This window comes from Microbacterium aurantiacum (assembly GCF_002872075.1).
Classification (GTDB): domain Bacteria; phylum Actinomycetota; class Actinomycetes; order Actinomycetales; family Microbacteriaceae; genus Microbacterium; species Microbacterium aurantiacum_A.
Window position 1 is genome coordinate 104,954 of sequence record NZ_PGGU01000025.1, and the last position, 16,297, is coordinate 121,250.

General features: G+C 64.9%; 14 protein-coding genes. 3 read left to right on the top strand and 11 right to left on the bottom strand.

Features of this window, described 5'->3' with window-relative positions; all coding sequences use genetic code 11:
• The 4 genes from CUR96_RS16205 to CUR96_RS16220 are packed head-to-tail and all read right to left on the bottom strand — an operon-like array spanning position 1 to position 4,002.
• Entirely contained in the window at positions 1-999 is a 999-nt protein-coding gene (locus CUR96_RS16205; protein WP_102194362.1) for a Gfo/Idh/MocA family protein, read from the bottom strand.
• Positions 999-2,096, bottom strand: a complete 1,098-nt coding sequence (locus tag CUR96_RS16210; RefSeq protein ID WP_102194363.1) for a DegT/DnrJ/EryC1/StrS family aminotransferase — start codon at positions 2,094-2,096, stop codon at positions 999-1,001. The genes CUR96_RS16205 and CUR96_RS16210 overlap by 1 nt, the downstream gene beginning before the upstream one ends.
• Positions 2,093-2,701, bottom strand: a complete 609-nt coding sequence (locus tag CUR96_RS16215; RefSeq protein ID WP_245861390.1) for an acyltransferase — start codon at positions 2,699-2,701, stop codon at positions 2,093-2,095. The genes CUR96_RS16210 and CUR96_RS16215 overlap by 4 nt, the downstream gene beginning before the upstream one ends.
• Positions 2,698-4,002: a nucleotide sugar dehydrogenase gene (locus CUR96_RS16220; RefSeq protein ID WP_102194364.1), complete on the bottom strand. Its 1,305-nt coding sequence runs from the start codon at positions 4,000-4,002 to the stop codon at positions 2,698-2,700. Before CUR96_RS16220 ends, CUR96_RS16215 begins: the two co-directional genes overlap by 4 nt.
• Before the next feature lie 224 nt (positions 4,003-4,226).
• Between CUR96_RS16220 and CUR96_RS16225 the strand changes: the two genes are divergently transcribed.
• From CUR96_RS16225 to CUR96_RS16235, 3 genes are read left to right on the top strand one after another with little or no spacing between them, the layout of a single operon-like run.
• Positions 4,227-6,200 carry an acyltransferase family protein gene (locus CUR96_RS16225; RefSeq protein ID WP_102194365.1) on the top strand — a complete coding sequence of 658 codons (1,974 nt, stop codon included), beginning with the start codon at positions 4,227-4,229 and terminating at the stop codon, positions 6,198-6,200.
• 38 nt (positions 6,201-6,238) lie between these two features.
• Positions 6,239-7,522, top strand: coding sequence for an O-antigen ligase family protein (locus CUR96_RS16230; RefSeq protein WP_102194366.1), 1,284 nt, complete (start codon positions 6,239-6,241; stop codon positions 7,520-7,522).
• A 5-nt stretch (positions 7,523-7,527) separates the two neighbouring features.
• Entirely contained in the window at positions 7,528-8,409 is an 882-nt protein-coding gene (locus tag CUR96_RS16235; RefSeq protein ID WP_102194367.1) for a glycosyltransferase family 2 protein, read from the top strand.
• A 57-nt stretch (positions 8,410-8,466) separates the two neighbouring features.
• Here the strand turns inward: CUR96_RS16235 and CUR96_RS16240 are convergent, their stop codons facing one another.
• The 7 genes from CUR96_RS16240 to CUR96_RS16270 form a co-directional block, all read right to left on the bottom strand.
• Complete coding sequence (locus tag CUR96_RS16240; protein WP_102194368.1) at positions 8,467-9,753, bottom strand: oligosaccharide flippase family protein; 1,287 nt, start codon at positions 9,751-9,753, stop codon at positions 8,467-8,469.
• Positions 9,754-9,852: 99 nt separating this feature from the next.
• Entirely contained in the window at positions 9,853-10,983 is a 1,131-nt protein-coding gene (locus tag CUR96_RS16245) for a hypothetical protein (RefSeq protein WP_102194369.1), read from the bottom strand.
• Between the two features lie 83 nt (positions 10,984-11,066).
• Positions 11,067-12,194: a non-hydrolyzing UDP-N-acetylglucosamine 2-epimerase gene (gene wecB / locus CUR96_RS16250; protein ID WP_102194370.1), complete on the bottom strand. Its 1,128-nt coding sequence runs from the start codon at positions 12,192-12,194 to the stop codon at positions 11,067-11,069.
• A 1-nt stretch (position 12,195) separates the two neighbouring features.
• Complete coding sequence (locus CUR96_RS16255) at positions 12,196-13,290, bottom strand: NAD-dependent epimerase/dehydratase family protein (protein WP_102194371.1); 1,095 nt, start codon at positions 13,288-13,290, stop codon at positions 12,196-12,198.
• Positions 13,287-14,333, bottom strand: a complete 1,047-nt coding sequence (locus CUR96_RS16260; protein WP_102194372.1) for a polysaccharide biosynthesis protein — start codon at positions 14,331-14,333, stop codon at positions 13,287-13,289. The genes CUR96_RS16255 and CUR96_RS16260 overlap by 4 nt, the downstream gene beginning before the upstream one ends.
• 60 nt (positions 14,334-14,393) lie before the next feature.
• Complete coding sequence (locus tag CUR96_RS16265; RefSeq protein WP_102194373.1) at positions 14,394-15,617, bottom strand: glycosyltransferase family 4 protein; 1,224 nt, start codon at positions 15,615-15,617, stop codon at positions 14,394-14,396.
• Positions 15,614-16,297, bottom strand: coding sequence for a sugar transferase (locus tag CUR96_RS16270; RefSeq protein WP_102194374.1), 684 nt, complete (start codon positions 16,295-16,297; stop codon positions 15,614-15,616). The genes CUR96_RS16265 and CUR96_RS16270 overlap by 4 nt, the downstream gene beginning before the upstream one ends.

Below are 16,297 nucleotides of genomic sequence, written 5' to 3' on the forward strand. Positions count from 1 at the left end.
CTACGCCGTCGGAAGCAACGTCTGGGAGGTTCCGGTGCGGGCCGAGTCGAGCGCCGCCTCGACGACGATCAGGGTTCGCTGCCCCTGCTCCATGGTGACGAGGTCCGTCTGCTTGCCGAGAACGGTGTCACGGAACGCTTCGTGCTCGGCCTTCAGCGGCTCGCGCTTCGCGAAGGCGTACCGGGTGACGTCGCCCTCTGACACTCCGCGGAAGCTGGAGACGGATTCCCACTCCAGCGGAATCGTCCCGTTGGCGTAGAACGTCAGGTCGCCCGTGGACGTGTCGGCGACGAACGCGCCCTTTTCGCCGGTGACGACCGTGAGCCGCTCCTTCATCGGGCTGAGCCAGTTCACGATGTTGTTCACGATCACGCCCGACGCGGTGCGCCCGGTGATGGTGATCATGTCTTCATGCTCACGACCGCTCTTGAACGCCGTCTGCGCGAACACGACCTCGTAGTCGGATTGCACGACCCATGCCGTGAGGTCGACGTCATGCGATGCGAGATCCTTCGCGACCCCGACGTCGGCGATCCGCGAAGGGAACGGCCCCTGCCTGCGGGTGACCACCTGATAGACGCCCCCCAGCTCGCCCGCCTCGATCCGGCGGCGCATCTCCTGCAGTGCGGGGTTGAAGCGCTCGATGTGTCCGACGGCTCCGACCAGTCCGGCGGCCGCGAATGCGTCCACCATCCGCTGTCCCGCGTCGATGCTGTCCGCGATGGGTTTCTCGACGAGCGTGTGCACGCCGGCAGCGGCCAGCTTCAACGCGGCATCTTCATGGAACCTGGTCGGGACGGCGACGACGGCGATATCGATACCCGCATCGATGAGCGCGTCGATATCAGGCAAGACGGCGAGGTCGCCGGCGACGCCGTGAGGGTCTCCGCCGGGGTCGGCGATCGCGACAAGATCGACACCGTCGACCTCACGCAGCACACGGGCGTGGTGGCGGCCCATCATTCCGACGCCGAGGAGCCCGGCCCGCAGAGCGACCATCAGGCGCCCGCCCCGGCGAGCGCGTTCACCGCGGTCACGATGCGTTCCAGATCCTGTTGCGTCAACGAGGGGTGCACGGGCAGGGACACGACCTCACGCGCCGCACGCTCCGTCTCCGGCAGGTCCAGGCCCGGCGCGAAATGCGCCAGCGACGGCAACCGGTGATTCGGGATCGGGTAATACACGCCCGCACCGACCTGGTACTCGCTCTTCAGCGCTGCTACGAACCCGTCCCGATCCTCGGGAACCCGGATCGTGTACTGGTGGTAGACATGCACCGCACCGGCGGCCACCGGCGGCACCACGACACCCTGCAAGTTCGCGTCCAGGAACGCCGCATTGTCCTGCCGGGTCTTCGTCCACGCGTCGACCTTGGTGAGCTGGACGCGGCCGATCGCCGCGTGGATGTCCGTCATCCGAGCGTTGAACCCGATGACCTCGTTCTCGTACTGACGCTCCATACCCTGATTGCGCAGCAGCTTGACCCGACGCGCGATCTCCGCGGTCGCCGTGGTGACCATCCCGCCTTCACCACTGGTCATGTTCTTCGTCGGATACAGGCTGAACATCGCGAACTCACCGAATGAGCCCACCGGACGCCCGTCCAATGACGCCCCATGCGCCTGGGCCGCATCCTCGTACAGAGCGACACCGCGCTCCGCAGCCAGCGCCTCGAGCTCCCGCATCCGCGCCGGGTGCCCATACAGGTGCACCGGGAGGATGCCCTTCGTGTTCGGGGTGATCGCGGCGGCCACCGCCGCAGGATCCAGAGTGAACGTATCCGGCTCGATATCGACGAACACCGGCGTCCCCCCGGTCAACGCCACCGAGTTGCCCGTCGCCGCGAAAGTGAACGACGGCACGATGACCTCATCGCCCGCACCCACACCAGCAGCAAGCAACCCCAGGTGCAAGCCTGCGGTGCCGGAGTTCACCGCAACGGAGGGCCGACCCGGCACGAAGTGCGCGGAGAACTCCTCCTCGAACGTCGCCACCTCGGGACCCTGAGCGATCATGCCGCTGCGCATCACTCGATCGACGGCCTCCCGCTCCTCATCACCGATGATGGGCTTCGCCGGGGGAATGAACTCGCTCACACGATCTCCTTGGTCAATGATCCATCGATCTCTGAATACAGGGCACCCGACACCGGGCACACCCACACACCTTCGCTCCCACCGGCCGTGAGAGGCACACCGGCCTCGCCGACCCATCCGATGCGTCGCGCCGGGACACCCGCGACCAGCGCATACGCGGGCACATCCTTCACCACGACCGCACCAGCCGCCACCGTCGCCCACGCACCGATCGTGACCGGGGCCACGCACGTCGCCCTCGCACCGATCGACGCACCACGCTCGATCGTCACCCCGACGGGCTCCCAATCATGGGCGCTCTTCAACGAGCCGTCAGCGTTGATCGCACGCGGATACGTGTCATTCGTCAACACCACGGCCGGACCGATGAACACGCCATCGGCGAGCTTCGCCGGCTCGTAGACCAGCGCGTAGTTCTGCACCTTGCAGTTGTCACCCATGACGACACCCGTGCCGACATACGCACCACGCCCGACGATGCAATTCACACCGAGCTGAGCGCCCTCACGCACCTGCGCCAGGTGCCAGATCGAACTGCCGGCGCCGATCACCGCCTCCGGCGAGACATCAGCGGAGTCCACGATCCGCACATCCGTGAAGCTCACGCGAGAACCCCCGGAGTGCCGATGACGATGCGCGGAGTTCCAACCCACAGCGCCGCGTCCGTCGCGGCGCGGCCATCGACGAGGAGCTTCACGCCAGGCAGATCTGCCGGGCGTATCCGGCGATAGTCGGCATGGTCGGTCTGCAGGATCGCGAGGTCGATGTCGGCGCCGATTTCGTAGGGCTCGAATCCGAGTCGGATGAGCTCCTCGTCGCTGTACAGCGGGTCGTGCACGAAGACCTGAGCGCCCCGCGACTTGAGCGCGTCGACAGTGGGGAAGACCCCCGAGAATGCCGTCTCTTTGACACCGCCGCGGTACGCGGCGCCGAGGACCACCGCGCGCAGTCCGTTCAGCGAGCTGAGAACGCCCTCGGCTTGGGCCACGAGTCGCTCGGGCATGGAGGCGTTGAGGAGACGCGCGGTCCGGACGATGTCGGCGTCCTTGTCGGTCGACAGGTACAGACGGGGGTAGACCGGGATGCAGTGCCCGCCGACAGCGATGCCCGGGCGGTGGATGTGGCTGTACGGCTGAGAATTGCAGGCCTCGATCACCTGATAGACGTCGACGCCGTTGTCTGCGGCGAACAGCGCGAACTGATTCGCCAGGCCGATGTTCACGTCGCGATAGGTCGTCTCGGCGAGCTTCGCCATCTCAGCTGCTTCCGCCGAGCCGAGGTCCCAGACGCCATTCGGGCGAGCGAGGTCAGGGCGCTCATCGAACTGCAGCACTGCTTCATAGAACTCCCGTGCGCGGCGAGCGCCCTCCTCGGAGAGTCCGCCGACGAGCTTCGGGTACTTGCGGAGGTCGGCGAACACGCGTCCGGTGAGGACGCGCTCCGGGGAGAACACGAGGTGGAAGTCGACGCCTTCCTTCAGCTTCGATCCTTCTTCGAGCATGGGCTTCCAGCGATCGCGAGTGGTCCCGACCGGAAGAGTGGTCTCGTATGACACCAGTGTGCCCGGCGTGAGGTGTTCAGCGAGCGACCTGGTCGCGGCGTCCATCCACGCGAAGTCAGGTTCCCACGTCTCGTCGTCGACGAAGAGCGGAACCACGATCACGACGGCATCCGCTCCAGGAATCGCATCGGCGTACTCCGTGGTCGCGCGCAAGCGGCCCGCCGGCACGAGCTCGGAGAGCTTCTCCTGCAACTGCGCCTCGCCGGGGAACGGCTCAATTCCCTGATTGATGATGTCGACCGCCCTCTGATTCACATCGACGCCGATCACCTCATGACCCGAGTCGGCGAACTGGACGGCAAGTGGCAGGCCGATCTTTCCGAGGGCCACGACGGCGATACGCATGATATCGAGTCTATTGGAGCCACGATGCGACGTCGGCGCTCCCCACCTCTCGCGATTCGGTTTACGAAGTCGGTCCGACAGGCCCGAGCCGCCGATCAGTATCGGAACGGGAACCCTCGAATCGGCTGCTGCTTACCGACCGCGGTCCCGCGCGCCAACATTCGGGTCACTAGCACCGCGCCTGATCGGTAGGATGTGGCGGTGTCCGGAGCTCCGTCACCTCGATTTCGCGGGGATATCCAGGGCCGCGCGCGGTAGCAGTCGCGCTCGTGATCATCGATCATGCCCACTTCGGGCTGCGCGGCGGGTTCATCGGCGTCGACGTCTTCTTCGTCATCTCCGGTTTCGTCATCACAGCGATGCTCCTCCGCGAAGTCCGGGCTCAAGGTCGCGTCCGCTTGGGCCGCTTCTTCATCCGCCGTGGCTACCGTCTCATACCCGCCGCCGTGGTGGTCATCGTCTTCACCGCGGTCGTCGGAATGCTGCTCCTTTCGCCGCTGGGGACACAGCAGCAGGCCGCCGTGACGGGAGGCGCCGCGGCCGTCGGCGTCAGCAACACCGCGCTCTACGCCATCTCGTCGGACTACTTCAGTGAGCACACGCAGTCCAATCCCTACTTGCACACGTGGTCGTTGGGAGTCGAAGAGCAGTTCTACCTCTTCTTCCCGCTGGTGTTGCTCCTGGTACGGAAGGTGGCCAGGCATCGCGCGCGCGCGGCCGCGGTGGTATTGACCATCGTCACTGTCGTGTCGTTCGCGCTTTCGCTCGTCGCGTCGTACTCCGCGGTTCTGCCGATCATCAAGAGCCCCTCGATCTTCGCGTTCTACATGATGCCGACCCGCGCGTGGGAGTTCGCCGCAGGAGCACTGATCGCCTGTGGTGCCGTGTGGCTCACGTCACTCAAGGGCCATGCACTCGCGACATGGACTGGACTCGCCCTCGTCCTGCTCAGCGCGATCTTCATCGACAACTCTGTGCCGTTCCCCGGGCTCGTCGCGATCATCCCCGTTCTCGGCGCCGCGCTCGTCATCTTCGGCGGGCTGACCCCCAATCGCGGCTCCCGCGTCCTCGCGTGGCGGCCGCTCGCGCATATCGGCGATCTGTCGTACTCGCTGTACCTGTGGCACTGGCCATTGCTCGTCTTCGCGCGACGGCTCTGGCCGGACAGCGTCGTCGCCGTGATCGGCGCACTCATCCTGACCTATATAGCCGCCTACCTCACGTACCGCTACGTAGAGACTCCGTTCCGTGGGAGGGCCAAGTCCTGGACCTGGCGCACGCTGAGGATGCCGGCCGTTGCGGTCGGCGTCGCGCTTCTGGCCGCCGGCTCGATGTTGGTCGGTGCGCAGTCGAATTGGGGTAACGCCAACGTGGAGGCGGCCGCGGATCAACTGCTCGAGCGGCCCATCGGGTACAACCAGTGCCTCTCGACCACGCCCGTTTCCCAGCGCGATCTGGGTCCGTGCACGTGGGAGGGCGAAGGAGAGCCCATTTACCTGGTCGGCGACTCCAACGCCCAGCAGTTCACGGAGGCGTTGATATCGGCGTCGGAGACGCTCGATCGGCCTCTGACGATTGCAACGTGGGGCGGGTGCCCTTTCTTCGATGTCGGACGGGTCGATAGGAACGACCCCAATAAGGGTGCGGAATGCAGCCTGTACGCGGAGGAAGGCGGGAGGTGGCTCGCTCAGCAACCAGCTGGGACCGTCGTCATGGCGGCTGCCGGCGAGATGATCATGGACGACGGGATCGTTTTCCGGACTGGACAGGAACTCCTGAACGACTCGAGCTCGAAAGCAGCACAATGGGGCGACGCCATGGCCGCGCGGGTCGCCGAACTTGAGATGGCGGGTCACGAAGTGTTCGTCGTTCCCACGATGCCGCATTTCGCAGGGACATCCCGTGCATGGTGGCACCCGGTGCAGTGCCAGAATGCGGACCTGTTCACGGACCCATCGCTGTGCTCTGCTCGGGTGTCGACGCCCGACATGCAGGAAGGCATGGCGGCGATCGTACGGGGCGATCAGCGCGGCATCGCCAGCTCCGGGGCCGAGGAGATCGACCTCACCGGTCAGGTATGCGAGTCAGGCTGGTGCGAGACCTACCGCGCCGGGACCTGGCTCTACCGGGACGGTCTCCACATCACTCCGACCTACAGCGAGAAGATCGCTGACGTGTTCGCCGATGCGCTGCGATAGCAGGGCGGCCATCGCGGCCTGCAAGTAGGATCGACCTCGTGAAGTTCTCTCCCGTGGTCCCGCTGTCCAAGTTCGGACGGGTCACGCGATCACTCATTCTCGTCGGGATGCTCGTCGGCAATCTGTTCCCGACCGTCGGGGGCATCGGCATCGCCCTGATCAGCACCGTGCTCGCGGCCCCCGTGGTCGTCTACGAGTTGATCCGCTGGCTCCCACGATTCCATCCCGTGGTCCTCTTCGTCGTGCCGCTCTTCGCGATCATCGCGGTGCATGCATGGGTCGTCGCGCCGACATCGCTCTACGGGCAGGACAAGTTCGAGAAGTGGATCACCGCGACCCTCATCTCGGCCGTTGCGGCCTGCCTGATCCGCGACAAGGCCGCGCTCCTCACGTTTACACGCGCTTGGCTGTGCGCGGCGTTGATCCTGTCCGCGCTGTCGATCGCCGGATTCCAGGGCGGCCGCGCCGAGACCTTCGACTCCAACCCGATCTGGCTCGGCAGGGCGATCTCCTTCGCCATCATCGCCATCATCTGGATGATGTGGCAGCGGCACATCCGACTCGTCTGGGCGATCCCTTCGGTGCTGATCCTGGCCGTCGGGCTGATCACCACCGGGTCACGCGGCCCTCTTCTCTCCGTCGCCGCGGCCGCGATCGTCATGGCGCTGTTCTCCGGCCGCCGCCGGATCGCGAAGGTTCTCGCGATCAGCGGAGCCGGCGGCCTCGCTTACTGGGCTGTGGCAGAACTCCCGTTCTTCGCGGAGAGCCGATTCAAGTCGCTCCTGTCGGAAGGCTTCTCCGACCAGGCCCGCGAGATGTTCTGGCGAATCACGCTGCCCGTCATCGAGGAGTATCCCGGCGGCGTCGGTTTCGGCAACTGGGCGGCACACGCCCACGCGCCCGCACAGTTCTTCTACCCCCACAACATCTTTCTCGAGATCTTCGGCGAGTTCGGCATCATCGTCGGCGTGATCTTCGTGGTCGTCGTACTCGCCGTGCTGCTCGGCCTCATCCGCCGTTCGGGGAAGGATCCCGTGGCGCTGGTCGTACTCGCACTGTTCGTCGGTGAGCTGGTCTCGGTGAACGTCTCCGGCGATCTCAACGCACGCACCTTCTTCTTCATGCTCACGCTGGGCTTCCTCACTGCGGTGCGCAGCGTCATCTCCATCCCCGAGGACGCCGACGCGGATTCCGCGGACGCCGGCGCGGATTCCGAGACCGGCTCGAGCACAGCCCACAACCCCGAGTCGAGCCTGACCTCCGCTGTCAGAACGACCGACTCGCCTCACCGCCGCTCAGGCGAGCAGACCACGAAGGCTTGACAGATATGAAGATCTCCGTTCTCTCCCCGGTGTACAACGAAGAAGATCACCTGGCAGAGATGATCGACAGTGTCCTCACCCAGACGCACGAGGACTTCGAACTCATCATCGTGGATGACGGGTCGACCGACCGCACCGCGGACATCGCGGATTCCTTTGCGGCCCGCGACCGGCGAGTCCAGTCGATCCGACCGGCGACGAAGCTGGGCAAGGTCGCCGCATTCAACAAGGCGTACGCCCAGAGCTCCGGCGATGCGATCGTGCTGCTCGGCGGTGACGACACCCTTCCGCCGACCTCGTTGGCGTTGCGCGCCGAGGCGCTCTCGGGTGCTGCCGGGACTCGGGTCGCCGCCTACTTCGCGCTCCGGACGATGTCTGAATCACCACGTCACGACGGCCTGATCATCCCCAAGAGCGGAAAGGGCAACTTCTCAGGGGGAACCGGAATCGTGAGCCGTGAACTCGCGGAACTCGTGTTTCCGATACCTGGTCAGCTCGTCGCCGAGGATGTCTGGCTCGCGGAGAATGTGCGCCTGTTGGCTCAGCAGATCGAGCAGCGCTCCGATGTCGTCCTTAACTACCGCATCCACGACGGAAATTCCAACCCGCGCAACAAGCCCTTCGCCATCATGCGCGAGCAGATGCACGTCAGGGCTCTTCCGTACACGCTCATCCTGGACAGCCCTCCAGTGGCGCTCACCGAGCAGCAGACACGTCGGCTCGAAGGCATGAAGGAACTCGATGAGCGCCGCTATGCAGGCAGGCTCCTGAAGGTCCTGATGACACCGAATACCAGCTTCATCAGTCGCGCGCGCGCCGCTTCCACTGCGACCCCGTGGCTGTTCAAGCTGCGATCGGTACTCTTCGGACTGTTCTCAGGTCGGTAACCGGCGACCGTCGGCTCCGACGCACGCAGGCGCCGCCTCGACCGTCCTTCGCGCGGCTCAGGCCGTGACCGGCTGCGGCGACGCCGGCGTGTACCGCCTCGCGAGCTGCAATCCCACGATCCACGTCACGACGTAGACCAGGCTCAGTGTGATGGATGTGCACCACGCGGCCTCGACGACGTCGAGGTCAAGGGAGATCGCCACGATGACCGCGGTGACGACCATGACGACTCTCATTACGTCGAGAACCAGATTCCACGCACCGTGCTGCAGCACGATCAGCACTTTGCTCATCGGACTCGCGATGAGTCGCGTCGCCAGCATCGGCAACAGAGCGATCATGATGTGGACTGCTTTGTCCCACCCATCTCCCAGGAAGATCGGAACGATCCACGGGCCGAGGAAGACGATGACCACGACCATCAATGCAGACATCGCCGCGAGGACTCCCGAGACCGACACGTAGTACCGAGCCAGTCCCGGCCGCGACTCGCGGTACGTCTCGGACATGTGGGCTTCAGCCACCTGCCCGATGCTCGTCGCCACCAAGACCAGCGGTGCCGCGAGAAGACGATCTGCCATCCCCCATTGCCCGGCGTCGGCGACCGTGAACCACGTGCCGACGAAGAGGATCGGAAGCACCAAGCCCGCTGAGTTCAGAACCGCGGAAGGCGCGAACAGAACGGGAAAACGCCAATACTCGCGTACGACTCTTCGCATGTCCCGCCGAGTGAATCTCTCCAGCTCGGATCGAAGCGCGAGAGTCAGAGGGGCGATTCCGGCCAACCGCCCGATCGCGTACCCACCGATGAGACCCGTCGCCGAGGGGCCCATCAGCCCGAGACCCAACTGTGCACCCGCCGCCAACCCGGACTGGTAGATGCTTCGCCTGGCCACCGGCCCATACCGATGTCCGCGAAGCGCGAACTGGCTGAGCAGCGTGAACGCCGCAGTGAGGAAGACTATCGCGGCAACCCAGAGCGAAATCCACGGCAGGCGCGCCATGTTCTCCAGGAGGCCGAAGGAGAACAGCAGGGTGAGGAGCCCGGCGGAGAACGAACTGATGACGACAGCGCTGCACAGGCCTGCGCTCAGCAACGCTGTCGCATCGCGCGACGACCGCGGAAGCATGAGCGCCGATTCCAGGCGCAGGGCGGCAGCGGGTGCGGCGATCGACGCGGAGGACAACACCAGGGACAGATATCCGAAATCGGTGTCGGAATACATCCGCGCGAGGATCGGCGTGATCGCCAGCGTGATGAGCTGGCCGAATGCCGTGCCGAAGATGAGGGTGATCGCACCCTTCGATCCGCGAGACCGAAGACGGCCCCAGAACGCGGCCATGCTCACACTGTGCTCCGATCGGATGACGTGATGTTCTTTGCTTCGCTCTTGCGAGATCGATCATGGGGATCGGCGGTCGATGGCACGACTGCGATCCTACTAGTCGCGGAATTTCCTCAGCTGTCGAAGGCCTGCGGCCACACGGAGCGCACGCAGTTTCCAGACGCCGGCGTCCGGGTGCGCTGCCGCGACCGGCCCAGAACGGAGGCTCTCTGCCGACGGCCAGACCACCCGTGACAGGACCCGCACCCTGTCGCGCCACGGGATGAGCTTGAGCGCCTGATAGTAGACCCCAAGAGTCGAGGTCTGGAGACGCCAGGACCAGTCCTCCGGCACGGCGGCATCCTCGAAACTCAACCCGGCCTCCGGGAACGCTTCGACAAGGCTGTCCTTGAGAGCGAACTCCGCGCCCACCCTCTTTGCCATTTCGATCGTCGCTTCGCCGGCGACGCTGAGGCTGTGTGCCGCAGCGCGGACACTCGCTGCACCCGGATGCTGGCCGCGAAAGGGCCTGATCTCGTTGAGAGCGCTGATGATCGCGTGGAGTTCGATCGACGGCGTACGAGCCGTCTGCCCGGCGAACGCCCGAACATCCGACGTGGACAGCGCCGTGGCGAACGACGCGGTTCTGCCGACTGCCATCCCCGGGAAGAACGAGTGCACGTCCACTGCACATCCCCACTCCCCTGCCCGCAGGGTCAGCGAATGGAGAACACGCGTTCCCGTGAAGGCGGAGAAGGCGGGGACCCAACCCCACGGTTCCATCGCGCGCGCCAGCCGAGAGTCGTTCCCCGGGGCGACCCAGCAATCGACGTCCCCGGAGTGCTCTCGCCTTCTCAAGCCCTGAGCGTGCAGGGTCGGGCCCTTGAGGAAGATCAGGTCGATGTCGTTTCTGGCCGCGACGTTGCCGAGCAGAGCGTAGACGAGTTCGTGAACCATCGAACTCATCCAGGGAGCGTTGACTTCACGGATGCGCGCAGGATGCTGCGGGTCCCGCGAGGCGATTCCCATCTGCTCCATGTCGCGAACGATCTCGCGTTCCTCCGGAGTGAGGTCACCGTCCTGCACAGGGCCGGCGACGAGACGCAGCCAGACATCGGTTCCGTGCCCGAACAGGAAGTGGGGGGTTCCAGGACGAATCGGCACAGCGACCAGGTCGTACCCCTGCGCGCCCAGCTCGTGGCCCCGCATGTCCAGCGCACCGAAGCTCACGGCGACCCATTCAGTCACGCGCACATCCTCGCACGCGCAGGACAGCGGCCATCGGCGCGGTGCCCCTTCTCCACAGATTCATCGACGTGACCGGTCGGGTTTCACGAATGAAGACCCAACCGCTTCCTGTGCGAGTGCGCGGAGGACAGGATGAACGAAGTCGCGCGCCAGGATGTATTGGCGATCTCGTACCCGTTGGGCATCGAGATCGCGTCGTCTGCCATCCGCAGACGCACTCCCACAGCTTGAAGCACGTTCTCGGGAACCAACCCGGTCGTGATGATCGCGCCCGCGTCCAGAGACTCGGGGCGCTCGATGAAATCGCGCATCGTCACCGCGGGAAAACCGAGGATGCTGGATTCCTCGCTGATCGTGCCGCTGTCGGAGAGCACCAGCTTCGCGTCCATCTGCAACTTGATGTAGTCGTGGAATCCGAACGGAGGGTGGAAGATGATCCCCTCTGTCGCAGCGGCATCCTCCAGGGCTTCGATGCGCTTCCGCGTGCGAGGGTGGGTGGAGACGAGGATCGGAATTCCATACTCGTTGCGCAGTGCCTGAAGGGACGCGATCGCGGATCGCAGGCGCGCAGGGCTGTCAACGTTCTCCTCACGATGCAGGCTCACCAGGAAGTACTCGCCCGGCGTGAGTTCCATCCGCTGGACGGCGGCACTCGCCTCGATCTGCTCACGGTTCTGTTCGAGCACTTCACGCATCGGCGAGCCCGTGAGGAGGATCCGGGACGGGTGGAGACCTTCAGCGAGCAGATTGCGGCGGGCGTGCTCCGTATAGACGAGGTTGTAGTCCGCGACGTGATCCACGAGTCGGCGGTTCGTCTCCTCCGGCACGTTCTCGTCGAAGGACCGGTTGCCGGCTTCCATGTGGAACACCGGAATCTTCATGCGCTTGGCGATGACCGCGGAGATGCAGCTGTTCGTGTCGCCGAGAACCAGGAAAGCGTCCGGACGCTCAGTCACGAGCACCTGCTCGGTCTTCGCGAGGATGGACCCGAGGGCCGCGCCGAGAGAGGAGGTGTCCGCCTCGAGGAAGTGATCCGGCTTCCGCAGACCGAGATCCTCGAAGAAGACCTCGTTGAGCTCGTAGTCGTAGTTCTGACCGGTGTGCACCAGAACCTGATCGGTGTGCTCATCCAGCAGCTTGATCGTTGCAGAGAGTCGGATGATCTCGGGTCGGGTGCCGACCACCGTCATCACCTTGAGCTTGTCGGACATGTCACACTACCTCGGCAATCGTGTCGGGGTTCTGGGGATCGAAGATGTCATTCGTCCAGAAGGAGGTGTAGAGAGTCTCGCTCCCCACGTTCGTGATGTTGTGAGCCCACATCGTGGGCATATCGACGGCACCGGGCGCATCGCCGGAAACGTCGAAGGAGACCACCTCATCGGAGAACAGCCGCCGCAACGAGATGCGAGCACTTCCCTGCAACACGGTGAATCGCTCGATCTTGCGTCGATGGAAGTGGTCGCCGCGCGTCACTCCGGGCACCGTCGTCGAGAAGGACGACTGCCCCGGGCCGCCATGGGAACGGATGATCTCGAAGAACGATCCGCGTGCGTCCGCGTGCCGGGTCAGCGAGATCGGGGCCTGCTCAGGGAAGGTGAACGAACGATAGGTGTTGAAAAGGTCCCGATCGAAGTCACTGTCGACGTTCGGGATCTCACCGTTGCGATAGAGGGCGGCGTAGCCCCGCAAACGGGCGAGCAGCCCGGTCACGGTTTCGGCCACCTCGAGCTCTGACTGCCGGTCGAGGGAAACCGCTCCCGTGAGCAGATCCACGGCGTTCTGCGCGTGGAGCAGCGTGAGCTCCTTGTCATTCTCGACCGTGGGGGTGTCGCCTTGCGCAATCAGGTGGCTGAAGGTCGCTGTGACCGCGTTGTAGAAGGGACGGCCATGCTCGCCGAACAGGTTCGGCAGCTGCACGTTCACGAACTCGGCGCCCACATGTTCCGCTGCCGCGGCGAGCACCTCCGCGGCACGTGCCTTCGCGTCGCCGTAGACGGATCCGTTGCCGACCTGAGTCGTGTTCGCGTAGACGACGACCGGCGGAGGGTTGTCGGCGACGCGGAGCGCGGATGCCAACTGTTCGGCGAACCCGACGTTTCCCGCCATCACCTCTTCATCCGACGCGCGATTCACACCGGCGATGTGCACGGCACGTGCGCTGCCGTCGACCGCGGCGATCGCGCGCTGCAGGTCGAAACCATCGCCGACTGCGACCGCATCCACGGCCACCCCGGACTCCTGAAGCGCTGCTCTCGTGTGCCAGCCCAGGAAGCCGCCGGCACCGGAGACCGCGAATCGCGTCATGCCCCGGGCTCTTCCGTCGCGATCCCTGCGAGGCGCAGTTCGTCTCGCACTTCGGGCAGAGTCAGCAGCAGCTGCTCGACCTCCTCGACAGACATCTGTGCCACGGTGTGGGAGTCGTAGTCCTCGAACTTGTTCTGTGCGACGTCTCCTTCTTCGAAGTACACGCTGTAGTTGAGGTCGCGCTTGTCCGCCTCGACCCGGAAGTAGTCGCCCATGTCGCGAGCGCGGGAGAGTTCTTCGCGCGTGGCGAGTGCCTCTGAGAGCTTCTCCGCATGCCGTGTACCGATCACCTCGACGGATGCGCTGGACTGGAAGAGATTGAGCACCGCCTGTGCGAGCGAGCCGATCGAGCACGCCTTCGCCTTGCGGACGAAGAGGTCGCCCTGCTGCGCGTTCTGGAACGCGAACTCGACGAGGTCGACCGAGTGCGCCAGCGACATCATGAAGCGCGTCATGTCGGGATTCGTCACGGTGATGTTGTTCCCCGCCTTGAGCTGACGGATGAACAGCGGAATCACCGACCCGCGTGAGTACATGACGTTTCCATACCGCACGCAGGAGACCGTCGTCACTGCGTTCGGATTGTTCAGTCCGTGCGACTGCGCGACCTTCTCCATGAGCGCCTTCGACATGCCCATGGCATTGACCGGGTACACGGCCTTGTCCGTGCTGAGGCACACCAGCGACTTCACACCGCTCCGATCTGCGGCGCGAACGACGTTCTCGCTTCCGGTCACGTTCGTGCGCACCGCTTCCATCGGGAAGAACTCGCACGAGGGCACCTGCTTGAGCGCCGCCGCGTGGAATACGAAGTCCACATCGCGACTGGCGCGCTCCACGCTCTCGTAGTCACGGACATCGCCGACGTAGAACCGCAGTCGGCTGTCCTTGATCTCGTGGCGCATGAGGTCCTGCTTGGCCTCATCGCGGCTAAACACGCGGATCTCTTCAACGTCCCGATCGAGGAGTTTGCGTGCCACCGTGTGACCGAACGAACCGGTTCCACCGGTGACGAGAATCTTCGTGCCTGCGTACGTCGTCATTCTTCTCTTCTTCCGTGAGGTCGCGAAACGTTCACGCTCGCCGTTGATTTCTTGAGTGCTTCATATGCGGTCGTCAGGCTTCGCGATCGCCGCGAGGATCGTCTCGATCGCGCTCACCGCCCGCTCCTTCGTCAGGTGCGCATCGTAGAAGGCACGTGCGCGCTCGCGGAGGGCCTGCCTCTCGGCGAAGGTCGTCGCGTGCGCCTCGCGAAACGCACCGGCGAGCGATTCGACGTCTTCGGGGCTCGCGGCCAAGCCGAGGCCATTCTCGACGACCAGCCGTGATACATCTCCCGCCACGGTCGTGATGACCGGGACCTGGTGGGCCAGTCCCGCCTGGAACTTCGAGGGGATGTTGCCCTCGAAGATGTCCAGCCGCTTGAGGGACACGATCTGGAAGTCCGCTCGCTCATACGCGCCGACGACATCCTCGGGACTCAACTTGCCGAGAAACTCGACCGTGTCCCGGAGGTCGAGCTCGTCCGCCAGCTCCCTGAGCCGGCCCTCCAGCACCCCGCCCCCAGCGATCAGGAGCCGGAAATCCTCAAGGTCTCTCACCCGTCCCGCTGCCCTCAGAACAGTCTCCAGGTCCTGCAGGGCACCGAGATTGCCCGCATACAACAGCGTCAATCCGGGGCGCTCTGCGGTGGGCGCGGCGGCTCTCCGCTCCGTGTCCCGGGCCCAGTTGTACACGAGGTGGACGCGGTCGGCTGCTGCGCCTCTTTCGACGAAGAGCTGCTGGGCACTGGGGGCGATCGCGACGACGGCGGATGCCGAGGAGTAGACCTTGCGCAGCCAGCGGGTGATGACGCCGTTGGCGAATCTCGCCACGGGGGCCGGGAGGAACCCTGACCCGGTCACGGACTCCGGCCAGATGTCCTGCACATGGAACAGGTACGGGATGCGGAACTTCTTCGACCACACGTACGCGGCGTGCGCCGAGGTCGCGGGCGTGCCGTGCACGTAGATGACGTCCGCGTCCTTCACGAACGATGCGGCGAAACGGGCGGACCACGGGAAGCTCAGGTAATTGGCGATTCTGCCGATCGCGTTCCGCGAGTGGCTTGCGAAGATCGGAACCCGCCTGACGCTGACGGCCCCGCGCGATTCGACGTGCCGCCACCGCTGCCGGAACCCGGGGGGAATCCTTCCGGTGTCATAGTGCGGGAAGGCGGTCAGCACCCTCACCGAATGACCCCGGCGAGCGAGTTCCTGCGAAAGCTCGTCTGCGATTCGTCCCGGCTTGTCCGGTGGGAAGTACTGCGAAACGATGGCGATCTTCATTCGCCATCCTTCTTCTCGCCGATGTGTCGGCGGAGATCGCCGTTGTGCGCGCTCAACTCGTCATGCTTCTCGAAGCGAAGGCCCGAGCCCGACACGACGACGTTGACGGTCTTGACCATGATCTTCAGGTCGAGGCCGAGACTCACGTTGCGGACGTAAGCCAGGTCCATGGCGATCTTCTCTTCCCAGCTCAGAGAGTTGCGACCCTTGACCTGGGCGAGGCCGGTCATCCCCGGGCGCACGTCCATTCGCTTCCGCTGCGTCGCGTCGTAGCGCTCGACCTGGTAGGGCAACGCCGGCCGCGGTCCCACCAGCGACATGTCACCGAGGAACACGTTGAACAGCTGCGGGAGCTCGTCGATGCTCGTCCGCCGCATCAACGCTCCGACCCGCGTCACGCGCTGGTCATTGGTGAACTCGTTCCCCTGCTCGTCGTAGCTGTCCTCGAAGGTCAGCATGCTGCGGAACTTGATGATGCGGAAAGTTCGCCCCCGCAGACCAGGCCGCTCCTGGAAGAAGAAGACCGGACCGCGCGACGTCGTCTTGACCAGGACCGCGCTGACGACCAGGACGGGTGAGAGCACGATGATGGCGATCGCGCTTCCGAGGAGGTCGAGAATCCGCTTGCCGAAGCGAGCGTAGAAACGCGATCCGGCCGTTCCGGATGAGGAGGTGCCCAT